Annotated in this window: 19 protein-coding genes and 1 pseudogene; 11 read left to right on the forward strand and 9 right to left on the reverse strand. The window is 70.4% G+C overall.

Annotation, left to right across the window (positions count from 1 at the left end; translation table 11 throughout):
• From HY68_RS12375 to HY68_RS12385, 3 genes are all read right to left on the reverse strand, one after another.
• Window positions 1-1,353: response regulator (locus tag HY68_RS12375; protein ID WP_078863569.1), on the reverse strand; the 1,353-nt coding region annotated here is incomplete at its 3' end.
• Between the two features lie 420 nt (window positions 1,354-1,773).
• Complete coding sequence (locus tag HY68_RS12380; RefSeq protein WP_078863570.1) at window positions 1,774-2,979, reverse strand: NlpC/P60 family protein; 1,206 nt, start codon at window positions 2,977-2,979, stop codon at window positions 1,774-1,776.
• Between the two features lie 199 nt (window positions 2,980-3,178).
• Window positions 3,179-3,907, reverse strand: a complete 729-nt coding sequence (locus HY68_RS12385) for a class I SAM-dependent methyltransferase (RefSeq protein ID WP_241778764.1) — start codon at window positions 3,905-3,907, stop codon at window positions 3,179-3,181.
• 353 nt (window positions 3,908-4,260) lie between these two features.
• Between HY68_RS12385 and mshA the strand changes: the two genes are divergently transcribed.
• The 4 genes from mshA to HY68_RS12405 all read left to right on the forward strand — a co-directional run bounded on the left by mshA (window position 4,261) and on the right by HY68_RS12405 (window position 8,922).
• A complete protein-coding gene (gene mshA / locus HY68_RS12390) occupies window positions 4,261-5,604 on the forward strand; it encodes a D-inositol-3-phosphate glycosyltransferase (protein ID WP_041988035.1) in 1,344 nt (447 codons plus the stop codon).
• 5 nt (window positions 5,605-5,609) lie between these two features.
• Window positions 5,610-6,194 (forward strand): YbjN domain-containing protein, encoded by a 585-nt coding sequence (locus HY68_RS12395; RefSeq protein WP_078863571.1) that lies wholly within the window; start codon window positions 5,610-5,612, stop codon window positions 6,192-6,194.
• Between the two features lie 105 nt (window positions 6,195-6,299).
• Window positions 6,300-7,904: a glycosyl hydrolase family 28-related protein gene (locus tag HY68_RS12400; protein WP_041988038.1), complete on the forward strand. Its 1,605-nt coding sequence runs from the start codon at window positions 6,300-6,302 to the stop codon at window positions 7,902-7,904.
• Between the two features lie 190 nt (window positions 7,905-8,094).
• Window positions 8,095-8,922 (forward strand): M12 family metallo-peptidase, encoded by an 828-nt coding sequence (locus HY68_RS12405; protein WP_041988041.1) that lies wholly within the window; start codon window positions 8,095-8,097, stop codon window positions 8,920-8,922.
• Window positions 8,923-8,990: 68 nt separating this feature from the next.
• Here HY68_RS12405 and HY68_RS43690 read toward each other — a convergent pair whose 3' ends face one another.
• A complete protein-coding gene (locus HY68_RS43690; RefSeq protein ID WP_198533444.1) occupies window positions 8,991-9,236 on the reverse strand; it encodes a hypothetical protein in 246 nt (81 codons plus the stop codon).
• Here HY68_RS43690 and HY68_RS12410 point away from each other — a divergent pair.
• Window positions 9,178-10,740 (forward strand): annotated as a pseudogene (locus HY68_RS12410) (MFS transporter); the annotation flags it as partial. The gene HY68_RS43690 and the pseudogene HY68_RS12410 overlap by 59 nt on opposite strands.
• 13 nt (window positions 10,741-10,753) lie before the next feature.
• On the opposite strand, the gene HY68_RS12415 reads toward HY68_RS12410, so the two are convergent.
• Both HY68_RS12415 and HY68_RS42740 read right to left on the reverse strand, forming a co-directional pair.
• Entirely contained in the window at window positions 10,754-11,863 is a 1,110-nt protein-coding gene (locus HY68_RS12415; protein WP_052457082.1) for a nitric oxide synthase oxygenase, read from the reverse strand.
• On the reverse strand, window positions 11,856-12,359 hold the full coding sequence (locus tag HY68_RS42740; protein WP_041988043.1) for a hypothetical protein: 504 nt from the start codon (window positions 12,357-12,359) through the stop codon (window positions 11,856-11,858). The genes HY68_RS12415 and HY68_RS42740 overlap by 8 nt, the downstream gene beginning before the upstream one ends.
• A gap of 181 nt (window positions 12,360-12,540) precedes the next feature.
• On the opposite strand from HY68_RS42740, the gene HY68_RS12425 reads away from it, so the two are divergent.
• Window positions 12,541-13,302 carry a phosphoglyceromutase gene (locus tag HY68_RS12425; RefSeq protein ID WP_041988046.1) on the forward strand — a complete coding sequence of 254 codons (762 nt, stop codon included), beginning with the start codon at window positions 12,541-12,543 and terminating at the stop codon, window positions 13,300-13,302.
• A 271-nt stretch (window positions 13,303-13,573) separates the two neighbouring features.
• On the opposite strand, the gene HY68_RS12430 is transcribed toward HY68_RS12425, so the two are convergent.
• Together HY68_RS12430 and phoU are read right to left on the reverse strand one after the other, a co-directional pair.
• Window positions 13,574-14,071 carry a YfbM family protein gene (locus HY68_RS12430; protein ID WP_041988048.1) on the reverse strand — a complete coding sequence of 166 codons (498 nt, stop codon included), beginning with the start codon at window positions 14,069-14,071 and terminating at the stop codon, window positions 13,574-13,576.
• Between the two features lie 409 nt (window positions 14,072-14,480).
• On the reverse strand, window positions 14,481-15,161 hold the full coding sequence (gene phoU, locus HY68_RS12435) for a phosphate signaling complex protein PhoU (RefSeq protein WP_041988051.1): 681 nt from the start codon (window positions 15,159-15,161) through the stop codon (window positions 14,481-14,483).
• Window positions 15,162-15,426: 265 nt separating this feature from the next.
• Between phoU and HY68_RS12440 the strand changes: the two genes are divergently transcribed.
• Together HY68_RS12440 and HY68_RS12445 are read left to right on the forward strand one after the other, a co-directional pair.
• The gene (locus tag HY68_RS12440; protein WP_041988053.1) at window positions 15,427-16,695 is read left to right on the forward strand and encodes an ATP-binding protein; all 1,269 of its coding nucleotides are present in this window, start codon (window positions 15,427-15,429) and stop codon (window positions 16,693-16,695) included.
• Entirely contained in the window at window positions 16,692-17,372 is a 681-nt protein-coding gene (locus HY68_RS12445; protein ID WP_041988055.1) for a response regulator transcription factor, read from the forward strand. The genes HY68_RS12440 and HY68_RS12445 overlap by 4 nt, the downstream gene beginning before the upstream one ends.
• 183 nt (window positions 17,373-17,555) lie before the next feature.
• On the opposite strand, the gene HY68_RS12450 is transcribed toward HY68_RS12445, so the two are convergent.
• Window positions 17,556-18,233: a hypothetical protein gene (locus HY68_RS12450; RefSeq protein ID WP_041988057.1), complete on the reverse strand. Its 678-nt coding sequence runs from the start codon at window positions 18,231-18,233 to the stop codon at window positions 17,556-17,558.
• 691 nt (window positions 18,234-18,924) lie between these two features.
• Here HY68_RS12450 and HY68_RS12455 point away from each other — a divergent pair.
• The 3 genes from HY68_RS12455 to ispF all read left to right on the forward strand — a co-directional run bounded on the left by HY68_RS12455 (window position 18,925) and on the right by ispF (window position 20,945).
• Window positions 18,925-19,407: a CarD family transcriptional regulator gene (locus HY68_RS12455; protein WP_003953493.1), complete on the forward strand. Its 483-nt coding sequence runs from the start codon at window positions 18,925-18,927 to the stop codon at window positions 19,405-19,407.
• Window positions 19,408-19,702: 295 nt separating this feature from the next.
• Window positions 19,703-20,449, forward strand: a complete 747-nt coding sequence (gene ispD, locus HY68_RS12460) for a 2-C-methyl-D-erythritol 4-phosphate cytidylyltransferase (RefSeq protein WP_041995885.1) — start codon at window positions 19,703-19,705, stop codon at window positions 20,447-20,449.
• Complete coding sequence (gene ispF / locus HY68_RS12465) at window positions 20,439-20,945, forward strand: 2-C-methyl-D-erythritol 2,4-cyclodiphosphate synthase (RefSeq protein WP_041988072.1); 507 nt, start codon at window positions 20,439-20,441, stop codon at window positions 20,943-20,945. Before ispD ends, ispF begins: the two co-directional genes overlap by 11 nt.
• The last annotated feature ends 120 nt before the right edge of the window (window positions 20,946-21,065 follow it).

The raw sequence follows: 21,065 nt of genomic DNA on the forward strand, positions 1-21,065 counted from the left end.
CGGCCCCCGTCCCGGCACCGGCAGCGCCCCCGGGGACGAGGGCGGCGCCACGGCCGGAGCCGGGGCTGAGGTCGTCGACCCGGCCGCGGTCGTGGCCTGGGCAGTGGCCGTCTCCGGGCCCCGGCCCAGCAGCAGTACCGCCACATCGTCGTTCAGCTCGCCGCCGTTCAGCTCCCGCGCGCGGGCGACCGCCGCCTCCAGCAGCTCCTCGCCGCGCAGCCCGCGGGCGAGCTGGCTGTTGATCATGCCGACCATGCCGTCCTCGCCCAGCCGCTCACTCGCGCCGGGCCCCACGCGGCCCTCGATCAGCCCGTCCGTGTACATCATCAGACTCCACGACCCGCCGAGCTGTACCTGCGTACGCGGCCAGCGGGCGCGCGGCAGCAGGCCGAGGGCCGGTCCGTTGTCCCCGTGCGGCAGCAGCCGGGCCGGCTGTCCCGGCCGGTTGAACAGCGGCGCCGGATGCCCGGCCAGGCACAGCCCGGCGCTCCGGCCGTCCGGCGCGATGTCGACGGTGCAGAGCGTCGCGAAGATCTCGTCGCTCTCCCGTTCGTGCTCCAGCACCTGCTGGAGCGTGGAGAGCAGCTGGTCACCGCAGAACCCGGCCAGCGTCAGCGCCCGCCAGGCTATGCGCAGCTCGACGCCGAGCGCGGCCTCGTCCGGGCCATGGCCGCAGACGTCGCCGATCATGGCGTGCACCGTGCCGTCCGGGGTGCGGATCGTGTCGTAGAAGTCCCCGCCCAGCAGCGCGCGCGAGCGGCCGGGCCGGTAGCTGGCGGCGAAGCGCAGGTCAGAGCCTTCGAGCAGCGGGGTCGGCAGCAGGCCGCGCTCCAGCCGGGCGTTCTCCTGGGCGCGCAGCACGGACTCGGTGAGCTGGCGCTGCGCGATGTCCGCGCGCTTGCGTTCGACGGCGTAGCGGATGGCGCGGCTCAGCAGTCGGCCGTCCAGCTCGTCGCGGAACAGGTAGTCCTGCGCCCCCGCCCGTACGGCGGCGGCAGCGCGCTCGCTGTCGCCCTCGGCGGCCAGCGCCAGCACGGCATGGCGCGGCGCGAGCCGCAGGACGCTCTTGAGCGGCGCCAGCTCGTCGCTGTCGGTCATGCCCGGCAGGGCGAGGTCCACGAGGATGCAGTGGATGTCGTCGGTGAGCAGCCGCTCGGCCTCGGTGAGGTTACGCGCGGTACGGATCCGGACGCGGGTACCTGCCCCCTCGGGCAGCTCCGGTACGGAGAAGGAGCCCGCAGGATCGTCCTCGATCACCAGGAGCATGAGGTCGCCGCCGTCGGCGGTCTCCGCGGCAGGGAGGTTCCTCTCTGTTTCTGAACCTGTGCGCTGCCGCGGTACGGGTACGGGCATCGGTCTTGGTTTCCTTCCCTCCCCCCGAGGGCGCGGTGGGACGACGATCGACGCCCCACCAGACGGGGACCTTAGCGGTAGCCGGAGCCGTAATGGAATGCCATACGGGTGATGAGCCTCTGTCATATGCCCCCGCATATGCCCTGCCCGCAAGGCATCCGACAGTAATTCGGCGGGATTCCGGCAGGAATCGGGCGGCGGTGTGCGGCGCGCCGGCCGTCGGCCATCCGGGTTGCCATGATGAACGTCACGTGACCGGCTGCTGCTCAGCCGGTCAGAACATGCACTGCGTCACAGCCCGTCGCACGGCCCGGGGCGCGGCCGGGGCCACGGCCTCCGTCACGGCACCGGGGGCACGGCCTGCGTCACGGCATCGGGGCCTAGCCGGGCGCACGGCCTGCGTCACGGCACGCCCGGCCGTCACTTGTCCGGCCGTACGACCCCCAGGATCTGCATCGACCCCGCGCCCGTCACCGACACGTTCCGCCCCGGCCGGGGCGCCTGGATGATCGAGCCGTCCCCTATGTACAGGGCCACATGGCTGGCGTCGTTGAAATAGATGATCAGATCGCCGGGCCGCATGTCCTTGACCGCGACATGCGGCAGCTGCCGCCACTGCTCCTGCGAGGTGCGCGGGATGGTCCGCCCGGCCGCGAGCCACGCCTGTGACGTGAGCCCCGAGCAGTCGTACGAGGCCGGTCCCTCGGCGCCCCACACGTACGGCTTGCCGATCTGCTCCGTCGCGAACGCGATGGCCTTCTTGCCCTGCGCGCTCGCGCTGCGGTTGATGTCCGTGATCGCGCCCGAGCTGAGCCAGGCGGTCTGCGCGCGGTACGCCGCGTCCTGCTCCAGCCGCGCCAGCCGGGCCCGGTCGTCCTTCTTCAGGCTCGCTTCGAGCTTCTCGGCGGCGGCGATCTGCTTGGTGATCTCCTTCTTCGCCTTGTCCCGCTTGAGCCTGTTGGCTTCGAGCTTCTGCCACTGGGAGCTGGCGTCCGCCGCGTACGTCTCCAAGTCCTGCTGCGTACCGGTCAGTTCGGCCAGCAGGTCATGGGTGGCCTTCTGGCCTTCCTTCAGCCTGCCGACACCGTCGAGGAAGAGCTGCGGGTCGTCGGTCAGGACGAGTTGGGCCTCGGGCGGCAGCCCGGAACCCCGGTACTGGGCCCGCGCCGTGGCGCCCATCCGCGTCTTCAGCCCGTCGATCCTGAGCTGCCCCCGCACGATCTGCTGGGCGATACCCACGACTTCGGACGACTGCTTGGTGGTCTGCTCCTTGGCGAGGTTGTACGCGTCGGTGGCCGAGGCCGCTTTACGGTAGAGGCCGTCGATCTCAAGCCGTACCTGGTCGAGCGTCTTCGGACCGGTGCCGGGAGCACCCGGCGGCAGTTCAACGGGCGGCGGGGCCACGGGCGCCGGGGAGTTCGACGCCAGGGGCGCGGAGTTCGGCGGTACGGCCGGGGAGTTCGAGGGGGCGGCCGGGGAGTTCGGCGCTGCGGGTGACCCGGCAGGCGTCGACGTCGGCGCCGGGCGCGGCGCCGCGTACGCGCTGTTCGTCAACTCCGGGGCTGTGAGCACGGCGAGAGCGCAGACCAGACTGATCGCGGCCGCGGCACAGTGACGTCGGCTCACAAGCTCCCCCTCAGGACCCGCCCCAGTACCCAACTCGCGTCACAGCGGTACCCGCGCTACCGCGTCACTGCGTTACCTCGTCGTGATCGTGCCATGTCCGGCATGAAAACGACAGAGGCAGTCAGATCCTCACAGGATGGCCGCGGCGCATGTGCCGGTGCCGCGGGTATCAGTGCCGTACGTGTCGGTGTCGCGGGTGTCAGGACGAAGTCGGCGCCAGCGCCGACCAGTTCACGGTCACTTCACCCTGCCGCCACCGTCGTCTGTCACCGGCGAGCGGCCAGTCCGCCGACAGGTCGCCCACGGCCCTGATCCAGCGCTGTCGCGCGCTCAGCGAGGAGTACGGCGCCGCGGCGGCCCACGCCCGGTCGAAGTCGCGAAGGAACGCGTGCACCGGCTCGCCCGGCACATTGCGGTGGATGAGCGCCTTCGGCAGCCGTTCCGCGAGGTCGGACGGCCGGTCGAGCGACCCGAGCCGGGTCGCGAACGTCACCGTCCTGGGCCCCTCGGGGCCGAGCGCCACCCACACGTGCCGCCGACCGATCTCGTCGCAGGTCCCCTCGACCAGCAGCCCGTCCGGCGCGAGCCGTCCGCGCAACCGCTCCCAGACCGCCGCGACCTCGTCCTCCGCGTACTGGCGCAGCACGTTGGCCGCCCGGATCAGCACCGGACGCCGCCCGCCGGGCAGCGGGATCTCGAAGCCGCCGTGCACGAAGCGGAGCCCCGCCGCCTCGTACGGCAGCGCGGCGGCGACCCTGGCCTGGTCGATCTCGACGCCCACGACCTCGGTGCGCGGCTCGGCCGTACGCAACCGCCGCAGCAGCTCGACCGCCGTCCAGGGGGCCGCCCCGTACCCCAGGTCGACCACGACCGGATCGGCGGCGGCGCGCAGCGCGGGGCCGTGCACGGCGGTGATCCAGCGGTCCATCCGGCGCAGCCGGTTCTGGCCCGTGGTCCCGCGGGTCACCGTGCCCACCGGACGTCCCGTGCTGCCCACCGGGCGTCCTGTGCCGCCCCCCGGGCGTCCTGTGCGCGACGGGGATGCCGGGGTCGGGACGGATGCCATACGAATGAGCCTAACGACCACGGGTATCCGGAACGACGGCGTCAGTGGTTGAGTGACCGTCGGTAATGATTTGGCAAAACGGAAATGCGGAGATCCCGTCCGCTGTTGCCAGGTGGCGGAGGGCGTTTATGCCCTCTCTTTGTCGTGCGCGGAACGCGCGGACCGGGCACCACGCCCCGGCGCGCATCACGCCCCAGAGCGAGAGGACCGTCGTAGTGAGCCAGTACGTGTCCCGCATCGCCGGCACGTTGGTCGCACCTCCCCGGCTCCGCATCCCGGGCCAGTCCCGCAGACCGCGCCGTATCGCCATGCTGAGTGTGCACACCTCCCCGCTGCACCAGCCGGGGACCGGCGACGCGGGCGGCATGAACGTCTACATCGTCGAGCTGGCCAAGCGGCTGGCCGCCATCGACATCGAGGTCGAGATCTTCACCCGCGCCACGACCGGCGGCCTGCCGCCCGTGGTGGAGCTGGCGCCGGGTGTGCTCGTACGACACGTCGACGCGGGCCCGTACGAGGGCCTGGCCAAGGAGGAGCTGCCCGCGCAGCTCTGCGCCTTCACGCACGGCGTGATGCAGGCGTGGGCGGGGCACCGCCCCGGCTACTACGACCTGGTCCACTCGCACTACTGGCTCTCCGGGCACGTCGGCTGGCTCGCCTCCGAGCGCTGGGGCGTCCCGCTCGTCCACGCCATGCACACCATGGCGAAGGTCAAGAACGCCTCGCTCGCCGAAGGCGACACCCCCGAGCCCGCGGCCCGTGTCATCGGCGAGAGCCAGGTCGTACGGGCCGCCGACCGGCTGATCGCCAACACGGCGGAGGAAGCCGCCGACCTCGTCCGCTTCTACGACGCCGAACCGGCGAAGGCCGCCGTCGTGCACCCGGGCGTCAACCTGGACTGTTTCGCCCCCGCCGACGGCCGCGCCGCGGCGCGCGCCCGGCTCGGGCTGCCGCAGGACGCGTTCGTCCCGCTCTTCGCAGGCCGTATCCAGCCGCTCAAGGCCCCCGACATCCTGCTGCGCGCCGTCGCCGTACTGCTCGACCGCGATCCGTCGCTGCGCGGACGGCTCGTGGTGCCGGTGGTCGGCGGCCCCAGCGGGTCGGGCCTCGCGAAGCCCGAAGGGCTGCAGAAGCTCGCCGCGCGGCTCGGCATCGCCGACGTCGTACGCTTCCGGCCGCCGGTCGGGCAGACGCAGCTCGCCGACTGGTTCAGGGCCGCTTCCGTGCTCGTCATGCCCTCGTACAGCGAGTCCTTCGGCCTGGTCGCCATAGAGGCGCAGGCGGCGGGCACCCCGGTGGTGGCGGCAGCGGTGGGCGGACTGCCCGTCGCGGTACGGGACGACGAGACCGGGTTTCTGGTGTCCGGCCACGAACCGGCCGCCTACGCCGACGCGTTGGGCCGCTTCGTCGACCACCCCGAGCTGGTGGACAGCATGGGGGCCGCGGCCTCCCGGCACGCCCAGTCCTTCGGCTGGGGTACGGCGGCTTCGGCGACGGCGGACGTGTACACGGCGGCGGTGCACGACCGGCGCCGTCGCGTACGCTCGCACCATGGCTGAGGATCATGGCTGAGGAGGACGGGCAGGAGCAGAGCGAGCCCCGGGGCAAGTCCGACGGCGGGTCCGGCGGCGAGTCCGGGGGTGACTCCCGGAGCGCCGAGCAGGACGCCGCCGAGATCGTCACGCGGGCGCTCCAGGGCGCCGAGCTGGAGTGGGAGAGCCCGGAGCCCGGGTCGTACGTCGTCACGCTCCCCGGCACCCGCAAGCTGTCCACGACCTGCTCCCTGCGCGTCGGAAAGCACTCGCTGTCGGTCAACGCCTTCGTCGTCCGGCACCCCGACGAGAACACCGAAGGCGTCCACCGCTGGCTGCTGGAGCGCAACCTCAAGCTGTACGCGGTGAGTTACGCGGTCGACCGGCTCGGCGACATCTATCTGACCGGCAAGCTCCCGCTGGCCGCCGTGTCCGACGACGAGATCGACAGACTGCTCGGCTCGGTCCTCCAGGAGGCGGACGGGTCGTTCAACACCCTGCTTGAGCTGGGGTTCGCGACCGCGATCCGCAAGGAGTACGCGTGGCGGGTCTCGCGCGGTGAGCCGACGCGGAATCTGGACGCCTTCGCGCATCTCACGCAGCGGCCGGCCGACTGAGGCCTCTCGCGCCCGTCCCCTCCGTCCCTCTCACGACCCTTCCGTAAGCGCTTTCTTCCGTGACATGCTCGGTGCCGCAGAGGGCGATCCGAGGGGGAACAGCGCATGGGTACGTCCGAACTCTGGCGTGAGTTCGCCGGCTCGCCCTACACCCATCCGCAGATCCCCTACGTCGGACAGGCAGGGCAGCGGGGCGGCGGCGAGCGGCTGCCCGACTATCCGGTCGTAGCCGACGTACGGGAGTACGGCGCCGTGGGCGACGGCGTCACCGACGACGCACCCGCGATCAACCGCGCCCTCGCCGCCGCGGGGGAGCGGGGCGGCGGCACGGTCACCGTGCCGGCCGGCAGGTACCTGATCAACGACGTGATCCGGATCGGCCACAGCGATGTCGTGCTGCGTGGCGCGGGCAGTGGCCGCACCACCCTGTACGCGCCGCGCGACCTCACCGAGCTCATCGGCCCCTACGGTCCGCGCGACGGCGGCCGGAAGTCCTCCTGGTCCTGGGCGGGCGGGCTGCTGTGGCTGTGCCCGCAGGACCGCTGGGCCGCGCTGACCGACGCGATCAGGGCCGGACGCTCGCCGCACGAGGGCTGGACCGGCAACGAACGCGACGAGTGGCAGCCCCTCAGCGCGCTCGCACCCGCCGCGCGCGGCGACCGTACGGTCCGAGCCGCCGATGTGTCACGGCTGCGGCCGGGGCAGCTCGTACTGCTCCAGCTCGCCGACGACGCGGACCACACGCTGCTGGCGCACATGGCGGGGGACGGGCCCGGCACCGCCACGTACGACTGGACGGGCAAGACGAAGCTGACGTCGTATCTGCCGTACGAGTGGCCGGTACGGATCGTGGCGGTGGACGCGGATACGGGTACGGACGCGGCGGGCGAAGGGGGCACAGTCCCCGGCCGCGTCACCCTGGAGCGCCCCCTGCCCCTCGACGCACGCCCTGAGTGGTCCCCGCAGCTCACCACGCTCGTCACCCCGCTCACCGGCTCGGGCGTCGAGGCGCTGACGCTGGAGGCGGCCGAGACTCCACAGCCGCCGCATCTGCTGGACACCGGTCACAACGGCGTCGTCCTCCAGTGCGCCTACGACTGCTGGGCCGACGACATCGTCGCCCGGCACGTCGACAACGGCTTCGGCCTGGTCGCCGCCTCCGCCTGCACCCTGCGCCGTACCCGCGTCGCCGGGCGCGGCGCGCACCACCCGTACTGCTGCCGCGAGGGATCGCACGACAATCTCGTCGAGGACTTCGTGATCGAGCGCCGCACGGTCCCGGCGCCCGAGGGCACCCAGTTGCACGGCGTCAACGTCGAGGGTCTGTCCAGCTACAACGTCTGGTCGCGCGGCCGGATGGAGACGGGCACGTTCGACACCCACCGGGGGCTGCCGTTCGCCGCCGTACGGACCGAGGTCACCGTCGCCAACGACGGCCGGCACGGCGGCGACGGTACGGCGGGCCCGCTCTACGGCGCGCGCTTCGTGCACTGGAACGTCACCGTCACCAACGAACGCGCCGGTCTGATCAAGATCGACGAGATCGCGCCGTACAGCGCGACGGTCGGCATCAGCGAGGTGCGCGAGTTCGACCAGATCGATGTGCCGGACTTCGAGGGCGAGTTGCACACGCGCAGCGAGTACTACGGCAGTCCCGAGGCGGTCTCGCCCGTCAATCTGTACGAGGCGCAGCGCACACTGCCCCACTGACGCCCGCGCCACCGAGCCCACTGCCCCACTGGCGCCCGCGCCTCCCGCCACCCACCGCCCGCCGCCGGGTCTGCCCCCGCCCTCGATTCGTTATCAGCACCGGTGACGGACCGTCAGGCATTGGCCTGTATTGTCGCCGGAATCTGAGACAACGACGCCCTCAGACACAACGACGCACCACGGGGACGGTATGAAACACACTCGTCTGGGCCGCAATCTCCTCGTCATAGCCGCCGGCGCCGCTCTCGGCCTGCTGCCCGCGATGTCGGCGAGTGCCGCCGGCACCCAGGTCTACTCGGGCAAGGGCTGGAAGGCCCTGGCCGACATCCACTCGCTGTCCGGCGACGGCACCGGCTACACCATCCAGTTCGCCAGCGCCGACGCCAAGACCAAACTGACCCCGGCGGCCAAGCAGGCCGCGGCGCAGCTCACTTCGGTGACGGGCATCAAGTTCACCCTGTCGACGACGATCAAGGCCTCGACGGAGGCCTGCGCGACCACCCCGCGCCATGTGCTGACCCTGGGCGCCAAGTACCGCCCGCTGGACGGCCAGGCGGGCATGTCCGGTGGCTGGAACTGCTACAACACCGCCGACCGCAGCGCGTGGGGCGGCTGGGCGTGGATCGACACCGAGTACTGGACCGAGCCCAACTGGTTCAGCACCGACGCGACGGTCAACGCGTCCAAGATCAAGAACGCGGTCGTCCACGAGATCGGCCACACGATCGGTCTCGACCACCCCAACAAGGACCTCGACGGTGACGGCACGGTCGCCTCCTTCGAGTGCGACCTGACGACGGACAAGTACCTGCCGGTGATGTGCTCGCCCAACGGCGGCTACACGGCCGCGGCCGACGGCGGCAAGTTCACCTCGCTGGAGACCCCGGGGCTCAAGCAGCTCGCCGCGAACTGGACGCTGCCGGCGCCGGCCGCGAAGAAGGGCGCCGAGACTGTGGCGCCCGGTGCGGGTGCGGGTGTGGGCGTCGAGATGGGCGCGTTCGGCGGCTCCGCCTCGTAACACGCCATGCCTGGTGTACCGGGGATAATCAGAATTCCCCGGTACACAGTGGACAATCCCGGCATGAGTCAGCATGCCGGTAAGAGCGGCGACACCAGCAGCGGCACCAGCGGCACCAGCGGCACCAGCGGCACCAGCGGCACCAGCGGCACCAGCGGCACCAGCGGCACCAGCGGCACCAGCGGCACCAGCGGCACCAGCGGCACCAGCGGCACCAGCAGCACCAGCGGCGGCACCGGCGACGGCGCCGAACACGCACCGAACCAGAAAATGGCGCTGGCGGCGATGCTCTTCGCCGTCTCGATGACCTTCATCGACCAGACCATCGTGGCCATCGCCGCGCCGGACATCATCCATGAACTCGGCCTGTCCGCGTCCGGCATGCAATGGGTCGTCAACGCCTATCTGCTGGCGCTGGCGGCCTTCTTCGCGCTCGGCGGCCGGCTGGCCGACATCTTCGGGCACCGCAGGGTGATGGTGATCGGCACGCTGGTCTTCGTCCTGTCGTCCGTCCTGTGCGGCTGCGTACCGAACAACGACTTCGCGCAGAGCTGGCTGATCATCTTCCGCGCCGTCCAGGGGCTCGGCGCCGCGCTGATGTTCCCCGCAGCGCTCGCCGTCGTCATCGCGGTGTTCCCGGTACAGCGGCGGGGCAGGGCCCTGGCGCTGTTCTTCGGCCTCTCCGGCGCGCTGACCGCCGTCGGGCCGCTGCTCGGCGGCTGGCTCACCGACTGGACCTGGCGGGCGATCTTCTGGGTCAACGTGCCCGTCGCGCTGATCGCCCTCGTCCTGACGGCGCTGGCGAAGATCCCCAACATCGCGCGCCGCGAACCCCTCGACGTACCCGGCGCGATCCTGGTCGCCGGCGGCATGGCGCTGAGTGTCCTCGGCTTCCAGCAGGCGTCGGCCTGGGGCTGGAGCAGCGCCACGACCTGGGCCTGCATCGTGGGCGGCCTGCTGATTCTGGGGCTGTTCGGTGTGTACGAGCTGCGGCAGGCGCATCCGCTGATCAAGCTGCGGGTCTTCCAGGACCGGGCGTTCACCGTCGACATGGTGGTGCTGTTCTTCGCGATGCTCGCCTTCGTCCCGGTCTTCTTCTTCGCCTCGGTCTACGCCCAGGTCTCCCTCAGCGCTTCACCGAACCAGGCCGCGCTCTACCTCCTCTACTTCTTCATCGGCTTCGGCATCGCGTCCCAGTGGGGCGGCCGGATCCTGGACAGCCGGGGCGCGCGCCCCGCCATGAAGCTCGGCACCGCGCTGGGCGCCATCGGGTTCGCGCTGTGGGCCGGCAAGATGACCGACCTGTCCATGCACGACCAGTGGCCGTACGCCGCGCTGGCCGGCGCAGGGATCGGTTTCCTGCTGGCGCCCGCGTCGACGGACGCGGTCAACCGCGCGATCGGCGCCTCGTACGGCGAGGTCACCGGCATCACCCAGACCGTACGCAACTACGCGGCGAGCATCGGTCTCGCCGTCTTCGGCACGGTCCTCACGCATGTCACCACCAACCGGGTCGTCGACACACTCGAGTCCAAAGGCGTCCCGGACGGCGCTGCGCACAGCGCCGCGCACACCATCGCCGAATCCATCACGGGCAACGCGGACTCCCGCACACCTACCGGCTCCGGCCCGGTCGCCACTGCGCTGCGGGACTCCATCGGCGCGATCCGGATGGACTTCGCCGAGGCCAACAGGGCGGTGTTCTACGCGATGGCGGGCGCGCTCGCGGTCGCGTTCGTCTGCTCGTACCTGCACCCGGGCACGAAGGTGACGGGGACGAACGCGGTGGCGGCGCCGGGCCGCACGCAGGTCCCGTAGGGAGCCCGGCCGCTCACCGCCAAGCGGCGGGCTGGCGGAAGAAGTTGGGGCGCGCCTCGATCGTCTCGTACGCCCGGTGGAACACCGGTGTGGTGGACGCCGACAGCGGCGGCACGATCCAGTGCTTGTCGGCCGACACCGGGTAGCCCTTGCGCCGCTCACGGTCCTCATGCGTGACGAACTGCCGTGTCACGGTGTGGTGGTCGACCAGATGGACCCCGGCCTGCTGGAACGAGTGCAGCACGGCGCGGTTCAGCTCGACCAGCGCCCGGTCCTTCCAGAGGGTCGAGTCGTACGAGGTGTCGATGGCCATGTGCGCGGCGACGAGCGGCAGCAGGTCGTAGCGGTCGGTGTCGGCGAGGTTGCGGGCGCCGATCTCGTAGCCGACGTACCAGCCGCTGAACGGGCAGGCGGGGTAGTCGATCCCGCCGATCTCCATCCGCATGTCGGAGATCGCGGGGACGGCGTGCCAGCGCAGGTCGAGCTCCGCGAACCAGTCGAACTCCGGGTGCGCCAGCGGCACTTCGAGCACGGCGTCCGACGGCAGCTCGAACCAGCGCGGCTCCTCTCCCGGCATCTGGACGATCAGCGGCAGCACGTCGAACCGGCCGCCGCGCCCCTGCCATCCCAACGACCCTGCCATGTCGGTCAGTTCGACATGCAGCGGGTCGCCGGTGACCGAGCCGTCCGCGTCGCGGTAGCCGGCGTACCGGATCAGCTGCGGGTTCCAGATCCGGATCGCCGAGCCGTCCGGCGCGCGCTGCGGGAACACGGTGATGACGGGCTGGAGCCGCCCGTCGGCCGACGCCGCACGCAGATGGCCGACGCACGCGTCGAACACCTCCTCGGCGCTGGTGACATGACGCCGGTCGACGACGCGCAGCGCCTTCCAGTGCAGCCGCCCCACGCACCGCGCGTGGTTGCGCCAGGCCGCCTTCGCGCCGTGCGCCAGCTCCTCGGGGGTGTGCCGGTACGAGCCGGTGGCACGCAGCTCGGCGCGGACGGCGACGGTACGGACGGTGCGCTCGCTGTCCGTGAGCCAGTCGGCGCCGAGCAGGAAAGCGGCAGCCTCGGCGTAGGCAGCCGCATCCGTAACCGCATCGGCCGCAGTCAGGTCAGTCATCAAGCTCGATACGGAAGCGGACGACCGGCCCGTCGAGGGTGATCGTGGCCTGCCCCTCGGCGCCCGCGTACGCACCCGTGCCGCCGACGACGGCCGAGGGACCGGTGTAGGGCCCGGCACCGAACCGGTCGATCATCGCGCTCAGCGCGATGGTGCCGCGGTCGGTGCGCAGGACGCGCTGGCACTGGGTGATGATGCCGCGGTCGGTGACGGCGACGGCGGAGCACTTGGCACTGCCGTCCCCAATGACCGGGCGGTTCCCGCCTTTGGCAGATCCCTCACGCAACTGAAGATAGGTAACCCAACTGTCGCCGACCTCGGGATGCCGAGGCTCGGTGTCGGCCTGCTTCTCCGCCACCCACGACAGGACGGTCGTGTCGTCGTCGTGGTCGGCGGGCGCGGCCGATCGCGGCAGTACGAACCCGGCGACGGCGACCATGGCGCCGAGGCCGGCGGCGAGACCGACGAGGGCACGGCGCGAACGCGGAGCGGACAAGAGAACCTCCAGGAGGCAGGACGGGAACGGTCGGCCGACAAGACCAACAGAAAGCAGATCCCGGCCCCATGCTGCCCACCCCCTGCCGCCGACACCGCCGCCGCCACCCGTCCGGCGGCGGCGCACAGGAAGCACACCCGGCGCGGCGGGGGCGCCGACGGGGTCTATTAGGCTCTGGCCCATGGCCGACGCACCGTACAAACTGATCCTCCTCCGCCACGGCGAGAGCGAATGGAACGAGAAGAACCTGTTCACCGGCTGGGTGGACGTCAATCTCAACGACAAGGGCGAGAAGGAGGCGGTCCGCGGCGGTGAGCTGCTCAAGGACGCCGGCCTGCTCCCCGACGTACTCCACACCTCCGTCCTGAAGCGCGCCATCCGCACGGCGCAGCTCGGCCTGGAGGCAGCCGACCGCCACTGGATCCCGGTCCGCCGCTCCTGGCGCCTGAACGAGCGCCACTACGGCGCCCTCCAGGGCAAGGACAAGGCCCAGACCCTGGCCGAGTTCGGCGAGGAGCAGTTCATGCTCTGGCGCCGCTCGTACGACACCCCGCCCCCGGTCCTCGACGCGGCGGGCGAGTACTCCCAGATCAACGACCCCCGCTACGCGACGATCCCCCCGGAGGCCCGCCCCCAGACGGAGTGCCTCAAGGACGTCGTCGTCCGCATGATGCCGTACTGGTACGACAACGTGGTCCCGGACCTCCAGGCAGGCCACACGGTCCTGGTAGTAGCCCACGGCAACAGCCTCCGCGCCCTGGTCAAGCACCTCGACAACATCTCCGACGAGGACATCGCAGCCCTGAACATCCCGACGGGCATCCCGTTGGTCTACGACCTCGACAAGGACTTCCACCCGGTAAAGCCGGGCGGCACCTACCTGGACGCGGACGCGGCAGCGGCGGCCATCGAAGCGGTCAAGAACCAGGGCAAGAAGAAGTAACGAGCACAGCTCAAGGCCCCCACCTGCGGTCTCTCCGCCGGTAGGGGCCTTAATGCTGCACCGGGGCCGTCTCTGGGCCGTCAGGCTAGATGGGCCGCCCCCTCCAGACACGGACGCGGATGTCGAACAGGATGAGAAGAGCCACCGGGATCGTCGACTCCAGCTCATCGAAGGGCCGGAACTCAAGTACTTGATCAAGGAGCACCTTGGCAAGGACGTGATTCCCGGTCCGGTTCCGCCGAAGCGGCGTCCCACGCGGTGAGACCGGACATCAGTCCAGCCATACAAGGACCGCCTGCTCACTTCGCGCCGCGGCATTGAAGAACTGCGTCAGTCCGGCGTAGTAGTCGTGGCCCCATTCCAGGGAAGCTGGTGTCTCCCATCCGGACGGATACACATCGGCCCGGGACAGCTCCTGGGGATCGACGTTGGCGATCAGATGGTCGTACGTGGTCCGGGCGAGCAGGGTGGCTCCGAGGTGGACACGTTCTACGGGAAGGTGACGCGGAGGTCCGTACCCCCAGTCGTCGGCCTTCGCGAGCGGCTCCTCGCCATGAATGACGTCGATGGGGAAATCGGCACGGCGCAGCAGAAAGCGCAGGAGGTCCCAGGTTTTGTAGGTGCTGAAGTGGCGTGGCGCCGGCGCCGGCTTCGCCTGGTCCTCGGCATCCTGCGTCTCCACAATGAAGTCGAGTGCCCAGCCGGGATCGTGAACGGCACGCCGCAGCTCCGTCGCCGACACGCGGAAGTACTCTCCGATCATGCTCATGGCCGGATGCTAGAGGCCGCCACTGACATCAGGCGTGAAAGAGGGCCCCCGTCCGTAGGCAGGGGCCCTCGTCGTGCGTTGGGTCGGTGTGTCAGCCGCCGCATTGGCAGGGGGCGCCTGACTGGCAGCCGCAGCCGCAGCCTGAGCCGCAGCCGCAGGCGGCCAGCAGGGGGAGGCTGGGCACTTCGGCCGGGGCTGCGGCGGGGGTTGCTTCCGGCGGGGGATCGGTCACGGGGGAATCGGCCATGGGCCCTCCTCGAAGGCGTGCGTCCTCGTAGGCGTACGTCAGTGCCGTCGCCTTGCCCCCATTGGATGCCCAGCACGGCGGGCGCATCAACGGCGCATGTACGCAGACGCTTCCGTACGCCCCCTCGTACGCCCCGACGCGCCGCCCGCCCCGGTGTGCCGGCTACGCGCCCTCGACCGGGATGTCCGCCTGCTGGATCTCGTCCGCGTGTTCGCCCGTCACCAGGTAGACGACCCGCTTCGCGACCGACACCGCGTGGTCCGCGAAGCGCTCGTAGTAGCGGCCCAGCAGCGTCACGTCCACGGCGGTCTCGATGCCGTGCTTCCAGCGGTCGTCCATCAGGTGCTGGAACAGCGTGCGGTGCAGCAGGTCCATCTCGTCGTCGTCCTGCTCTAGCTGGAGCGCCAGGTCGACGTCCTTCGTGATGATGACCTCGGCGGCCTTCGCCATCAGCCGCTGCGCCAGCTGCCCCATCTCCAGCAGCGTCGTGTGCAGGTCGTGCGGCACCGGCGACTCCGGGTAACGCAGCCGCGCCTGCTTGGCGACGTGCTGGGCGAGGTCGCCCGCGCGTTCCAGGTCCGCGCTCATGCGCAGTGACGTGACGACGATCCGCAGATCCGTCGCGACGGGCTGCTGGCGCGCCAGCAGTGCGATGGCGCGCGCCTCCAGCTGGTGCTGCAGGTCGTCGACCTTCTGGTCAGCGGCGATCACGTTCTCCGCAAGCTTCAGGTCGGCGTCGAGCATGGCGGTGGTGGCACGCCCGATGGCGGAACCGACCAGCCGGGCCATCTCGACCAGGTCCTCGCCTATCGAGTCAAGTTCCTCGTGGTACGCGTCCCGCATGGGTGTGTCCCTCTCTTGCTCATGCCGTCTCTTGCTCATGCTCTAGCTCATGGTGAGCTCATGGTGAGCTCACGGTGTCGTGCCGGACCGGGACGGATACCGCGACGTGTCCGGCCCCACGGTCCCACGTTCGGTGCGCTACGCGTCCGGAGCCTCCCGCACAAGTGAACCGGTACTTTCTCCTCGGTGAACTCTGAGCGACGAGTGTTCGAGCAGACACCCGGACGGCTGGGAGAGTGTCCGTGTCCGTGCATAACCTGGAGGCATGGACGTGAACGCGGCTGTCGCCGCATTGGCAGCGATCGCCGGCGTGTGTACCGGCGTGATCGCCATGCTGGCGTTCCGCTGGAGCGAGCGCGACCAGGCGAGACCGACGCGCACCTCGCTCCACACGGATGCCGTACTGCCCCCGGGCGTTGACACCGTGCTCTCCGTGCTCCGCTCGTCGGCCGTCGTACTCGACGAGAGCGACGCGGTGGTCAAGGCCAGCTCGGCCGCGTACGCGCTCGGCCTGGTCCGCGGCGGCAAGCTCGCCGTCGAACCCATGCTGCACATGGCGCGCGACACCCGCAGGGACGGCGAGATACGGCAGGTGGAGCTGGACCTGCCGCGCCGCGGCACCGGCCGCGGCGAAGCCCTCGCCGTGTCGGCGCGGGTCGCGCCGCTCGGCTCCCGGCTGGTCCTGCTGCTGGTGGAGGACCTCACGGAGGCCCGCCGTATCGAAGCCGTACGACGCGACTTCGTCGCCAACGTCAGCCATGAGCTGAAGACCCCCGTCGGCGCGCTCTCGCTGCTCTCCGAGGCTGTCATGGACGCTTCGGACGACCCCGAGGCGGTCACCCGCTTCGCCGGCCGTATGCAGATCGAGGCGACCCGGCTCACCAACCTCGTACAGGAGCTCATAGACCTCTCCCGGGTGCAGAACGACGACCCGCTGGAGGACGCAGAGCCGGTACGCGTGGACGAACTCGTCGCCGAGGCCATCGACAGGTCCCGGCACGCTGCGTCCACGAAACAGATCACCATGGCCGCAGGCGGTACTGTCGACCTGCGCGTATGGGGAAACCGCGGCCAGCTCGCAGCGGCCCTCGGCAATCTCGTCGAGAACGCCGTCAACTACTCCCCGGCCCGCACCCGTGTCGGGATCGCGGTGAACCGGGTGACCAACGGCGGCGACGCCGTCGAGATAGCCGTGACCGACCAGGGCATCGGCATCTCGGAAAAGGACCGCGAGCGGGTCTTCGAGCGGTTCTACCGCGTCGACCCCGCCCGCTCCCGCGCCACGGGCGGTACGGGACTCGGCCTCGCCATCGTCAAGCACGTGGCCGCCTCGCACGGCGGGGAGGTCACCGTGTGGAGCTCCGAGGGCCAAGGCTCCACCTTCACCCTGAAGCTCCCCGAGGCGGGCGCCGCACGGGACCGTTCGACACCGATGACCGGCCTGGACGAAGACGACCAGGCCTCCTACAACGCTGACACCAGCCTGGTGCTGGATCCCCCGACCGTGATTCCTGCCCCGGAGGTCCTTCCGTGACCCGAGTGCTCGTCGTCGAGGATGAGGAATCCTTCAGCGACGCTCTTTCCTACATGCTCCGCAAGGAAGGCTTCGAGGTCGCGATCGCGACCACCGGGCCCGCGGGGCTCGACGAGTTCGAACGCAACGGCGCCGACCTCGTCCTCCTCGACCTGATGCTGCCAGGGCTGCCGGGTACGGAGGTCTGCCGCCAGCTGCGCGGCAAGTCCAACGTCCCGGTGATCATGGTGACCGCCAAGGACAGCGAGATCGACAAGGTCGTCGGCCTGGAGATAGGGGCCGACGACTACGTGACCAAGCCCTTCTCCTCGCGGGAGTTGGTGGCCCGCATCCGCGCGGTCCTGCGCCGCCGCGGCGAGCCGGAGGAGGTCGCCCCCGCGGCCCTGGAGGCCGGTCCGGTACGGATGGACGTGGACCGCCACGTCGTCACGGTGGCCGGCGGCAAGGTCGACCTCCCGCTCAAGGAGTTCGACCTGCTGGAGATGCTGCTGCGCAACGCGGGCCGGGTGCTGACCCGTATGCAGCTCATCGACCGGGTCTGGGGCGCCGACTACGTCGGTGACACCAAGACCCTCGACGTCCACGTCAAAAGACTCCGCGCGAAGATCGAACCCGACCCGGGCGCGCCGCGCTACCTGGTGACGGTGCGAGGTCTCGGCTACAAGTTCGAGCCGTAAACCGCGGGCCGGCGACACTGCGGGCCGGCGACACCGCGGGCCGGCGACACCGCGGGCCGGCGACACAGAGGGCCGGCAACACCGCGGGCCGTGAGCCTGCCCGGGGCGCATTGCCCCGGGCGCGGCAAGGCGCCCTGTCCGGATCTGACCCGGACAGGGCGCCTTGCCGTACGTACCGATCGCTCAGCCGAAGGTGCTCGCGGACGCCGTCGCCGAGCCCGAGGGGTTGCCGGAAGAGCTCTCCGACGGCTTGCCGGACGCGTCGCCCGACGGGGAGCCGGACGGCTCGTCCGACGAGGACTCCGACGGCGAAGCCGAGTCGGAGGCGGACTCCGACGGTGTCGGCAGCGCGCTCGGGCCCACGCCCTTGAAGTAGCTCTGCGACGGGACGACCAGGGCGCGCAGCCCCACGTCACCGGTCTTGCTGAAGGTGAAGACGACCTGCTGCGCGTTGCCGTTCATCGCGGCCTCGCTGCCGTTCTCGATGACGGCCGACGCGTTGCCGGCGCCACCGAGCTGCACCGAGCCGAGGGCCGGTACGGAGACGGGGCCCGAGCCCTTGGCCGCCGAGAGCTTCACGGTCGTGTTCGTGCCCGGCAGCTTCACCGCGTCGAGGGTCTGCTTGCTGCGGCCGTTGTTGAAGAGCGTGCCCGTGACGACCGCGGGACCACCCGCTTCGGCCTTGGGCTGCGTGACGAGGTTCACGTTCTGGAGGGTGATGTCACCGATGGAGGTGGCAGCGCTGTCCGGCTTGACTTGGAGCGTCTGCGCGTTGTTGCCCGCACCGCACGCGGCGAGCGTGGCGAGCGAGAACACGGTGGCAGTAGCGGCGAGGGCGCCGCGTCGAAGGCTGCGGCTCACGGCGGCGGCAACTCCTTGGACGTATACGAAGGAACGGAACGGGAACGGTCGGGCGGTACGGCTGGGCGGAACAGGTCGGGCGGTACGGCTGGGCGGTGCAGGTCGTACGTCGTGCTGCTGGCGGCTAAAGGCCTATCAGCGCGCTTAGGTTACCGAGCCGTTGTGGCAGCCCCGCACCCGACCCGCCCCCAACGGCCACCGGCCCCGGGCGGTGCGCCATCAGGGAGCCCCGTTCCTGTCCCCGTTCTCGTCCATGATCCCGTGGTTTCGTCCGGCGTTCACATAACTCCGTTGATCAATTGTCCCGGCGGCCTCGCATTCACCACCAATACCGCAGCGCCGGACTATCACCGGCGTATCGCGGGGGCGGAGTGATCAAATTCAGAATCCCTTGCCCGGCGATCCGCACGGATGACCGACATCCGAACGGAGTACGGGAACTTCACCCCTCGGAATCCGGCAAATCGGGACGTTCGCCCTCATCGGAGGGTGTTGTTCGGTGCGTAACGCATGTGTTTCCGTGCGCCCGCGCAACCGCTCCGACCTGCGAATACCGTCTCCAGGAAGCTGCTCGCAGCACGTTCAGGTTGCTGTTGTCAAGCCCCGAGATGCGCCCTGACCTGCGAAAACACCATTCAGAACGGGGCATTCTCGTGTTACCCTGGATAGCCACGGAAGGGGTACCTGTCACATGACGTTCAAGGTTGGCGACACCGTGGTCTATCCCCATCACGGGGCCGCGCTGATCGAGGCCATCGAAACTCGCCAGATCAAAGGCGTGGACAAGACCTACTTGGTGCTCAAGGTCGCCCAAGGCGACTTGACGGTGCGCGTACCCGCGGACAATGCGGAGTTCGTCGGCGTGCGCGATGTGGTCGGTCAGGATGGACTGGACCGGGTCTTCGAGGTGCTTCGCGCACCGTACGCAGAGGAGCCGACAAACTGGTCCCGACGCTACAAGGCAAATCTGGAGAAGCTCGCCTCCGGGGATGTCATCAAGGTCGCGGAAGTCGTACGTGACCTGTGGCGCCGTGAGCGTGAGCGCGGACTCTCCGCCGGTGAGAAGCGCATGCTCGCCAAGGCGCGGCAGATTCTGGTGAGCGAGCTCGCTCTCGCGGAGAACACGAACGAAGACAAGGCCGAGGCTCTGCTCGACGAGGTCCTCGCGTCCTGAATCACGAATGCCGTGGTGCCCGCTGACCAGCTACGCGGAAGATGCTGAGTCGCCGGGCGCTCCGGCATGTCCGTATATCCCCACCCCGTCCGACATCCGTCGCACATTCCCCGTACACACGACCGTAGCCGATTGGTCGTCCGGCGTGCCGGGCTTATCTGGCGTGCCGGGCCCGGCAGCTGGCGCAGCTCGTCTCGACCATGTGTCACGGAAGGGTCCGGTCAAGGCGTCGCGCCCGGCACGCTGAGGCCATACCCACGTCGGCCGAGGACACAAACCTGCCGGAGTGGAACCGATGTCAGACGAAGCCAGCCCGCACCGAACCGCCGCCGTGATCCCCGCGGCGGGCCGGGGCGTACGGCTCGGCCCCGGCGCCCCCAAGGCGCTGCGCGGCCTGGGCGGCACCCCCATGCTGATCCACGCGGTACGTGCGATGGCGGCGTCCCGCGCCGTGTCGCTCGTCGTCGTGGTCGCGCCGCCCGACGGCGCTGGCGAGGTGAAGAACCTCCTCGACGAGCACGCGCTGCCGCAGCGCACCGACTACCTGGTCGTACCGGGCGGCGAGACCCGCCAGGAATCCGTACGGCTCGGCATCGAGGCGCTGCCCGAGGGCATCACCACCGTCCTCGTCCATGACGCGGCCCGCCCGCTGGTGCCGGTCGACACCGTGGACGCCGTCGTGGACGCCGTACGGGACGGCGCGGTCGCCGTCGTCCCCGCACTGCCCGTCTCCGACACCGTCAAGCAGGTCGAGCCGCGGCCGAAGGGCGAGCCGGAACCGGTCGTCGCGACGCCCGACCGGGCCACGCTGCGCGCCGTACAGACCCCGCAGGGCTTCGACAGGGCCACGCTCCAGCTGGCCCACGAGACGGTGGTCCAGCGCGGCGAAGGCGCCACGGACTGCGCGGGGATGGTCGAGCAGCTCGGCTCGCCCGTCGTGGTCGTACCGGGCCACGAGGAGGCGTTCAAGGTGACCCGGCCGCTCGACCTGGTACTGGCCGAGGCGGTTCTCGCCCGGAGGAGGGCCAACGATGAGTTCTGACGTGACGCGTACGGACCGGGTGGTCCTCCCGCAGGTCGGGATCGGCACCGATATCCACGCTTTCGAGGAAGGCCGCGAACTCTGGTGCGCCGGTCTCCTCTGGGAGAACGAAGGCCCGGGGCTCGCCGGCCACTCCGACGCCGATGTCGTCGCCCACGCCGCGTGCAACGCGCTCTTCTCCGCGGCCGGCCTCGGCGATCTCGGCGCGCACTTCGGCACCGGCAGGCCCGAGTGGTCGGGCGCCTCCGGGCTCACGCTGCTGACCGAGGCGGCGCGGATCGTACGCGACGGCGGTTTCGCCATCGGGAACGTCGCCGTGCAGGTCGTGGGGTTGCGGCCGAAGATCGGCAAGCGCAGGGAAGAGGCGCAGAAGGTCCTCTCCGAAGCCGTCGGCGCGCCCGTCTCCGTATCGGCGGCGACCTCCGACGGTCTCGGGTTCACCGGCAGGGGCGAGGGGCTGGCCGCCGTCGCGACCGCGCTCGTCGTCCGTACGTAGAGACGTAAGCAGGAGACGTAAGCAGGAGACGTAAGGGGGGCGGCGGGCGTCACCGTACGCCGGTACGGGTGACACCCGGCGCCCCTCACTCCGTCCCTGACCGCCCCTCGCTCCATCCCC

This window comes from Streptomyces sp. AcH 505, assembly GCF_000818175.1.
Taxonomy (GTDB): Bacteria; Actinomycetota; Actinomycetes; order Streptomycetales; family Streptomycetaceae; genus Streptomyces.

Coding starts and splice junctions, on each gene's coding strand:
- phoU (WP_041988051.1), bottom strand. CDS start 15,161: ATGCGGGACGCGTACCACGAGGAACTTGACTCGATAGGCGAGGACCTG.
- HY68_RS12415 (WP_052457082.1), bottom strand. CDS start 11,863: ATGACTGACCTGACTGCGGCCGATGCGGTTACGGATGCGGCTGCCTAC.
- HY68_RS12425 (WP_041988046.1), top strand. CDS start 12,541: ATGGCCGACGCACCGTACAAACTGATCCTCCTCCGCCACGGCGAGAGC.
- HY68_RS12400 (WP_041988038.1), top strand. CDS start 6,300: ATGGGTACGTCCGAACTCTGGCGTGAGTTCGCCGGCTCGCCCTACACC.
- HY68_RS12455 (WP_003953493.1), top strand. CDS start 18,925: ATGACGTTCAAGGTTGGCGACACCGTGGTCTATCCCCATCACGGGGCC.
- HY68_RS12405 (WP_041988041.1), top strand. CDS start 8,095: ATGAAACACACTCGTCTGGGCCGCAATCTCCTCGTCATAGCCGCCGGC.
- ispF (WP_041988072.1), top strand. CDS start 20,439: ATGAGTTCTGACGTGACGCGTACGGACCGGGTGGTCCTCCCGCAGGTC.
- HY68_RS12395 (WP_078863571.1), top strand. CDS start 5,610: ATGGCTGAGGAGGACGGGCAGGAGCAGAGCGAGCCCCGGGGCAAGTCC.
- HY68_RS12430 (WP_041988048.1), bottom strand. CDS start 14,071: ATGAGCATGATCGGAGAGTACTTCCGCGTGTCGGCGACGGAGCTGCGG.
- HY68_RS43690 (WP_198533444.1), bottom strand. CDS start 9,236: ATGAAGGTCATCGAGACGGCGAAGAGCATCGCCGCCAGCGCCATTTTC.
- ispD (WP_041995885.1), top strand. CDS start 19,703: ATGTCAGACGAAGCCAGCCCGCACCGAACCGCCGCCGTGATCCCCGCG.
- HY68_RS12385 (WP_241778764.1), bottom strand. CDS start 3,907: ATGGACCGCTGGATCACCGCCGTGCACGGCCCCGCGCTGCGCGCCGCC.
- HY68_RS12440 (WP_041988053.1), top strand. CDS start 15,427: ATGGACGTGAACGCGGCTGTCGCCGCATTGGCAGCGATCGCCGGCGTG.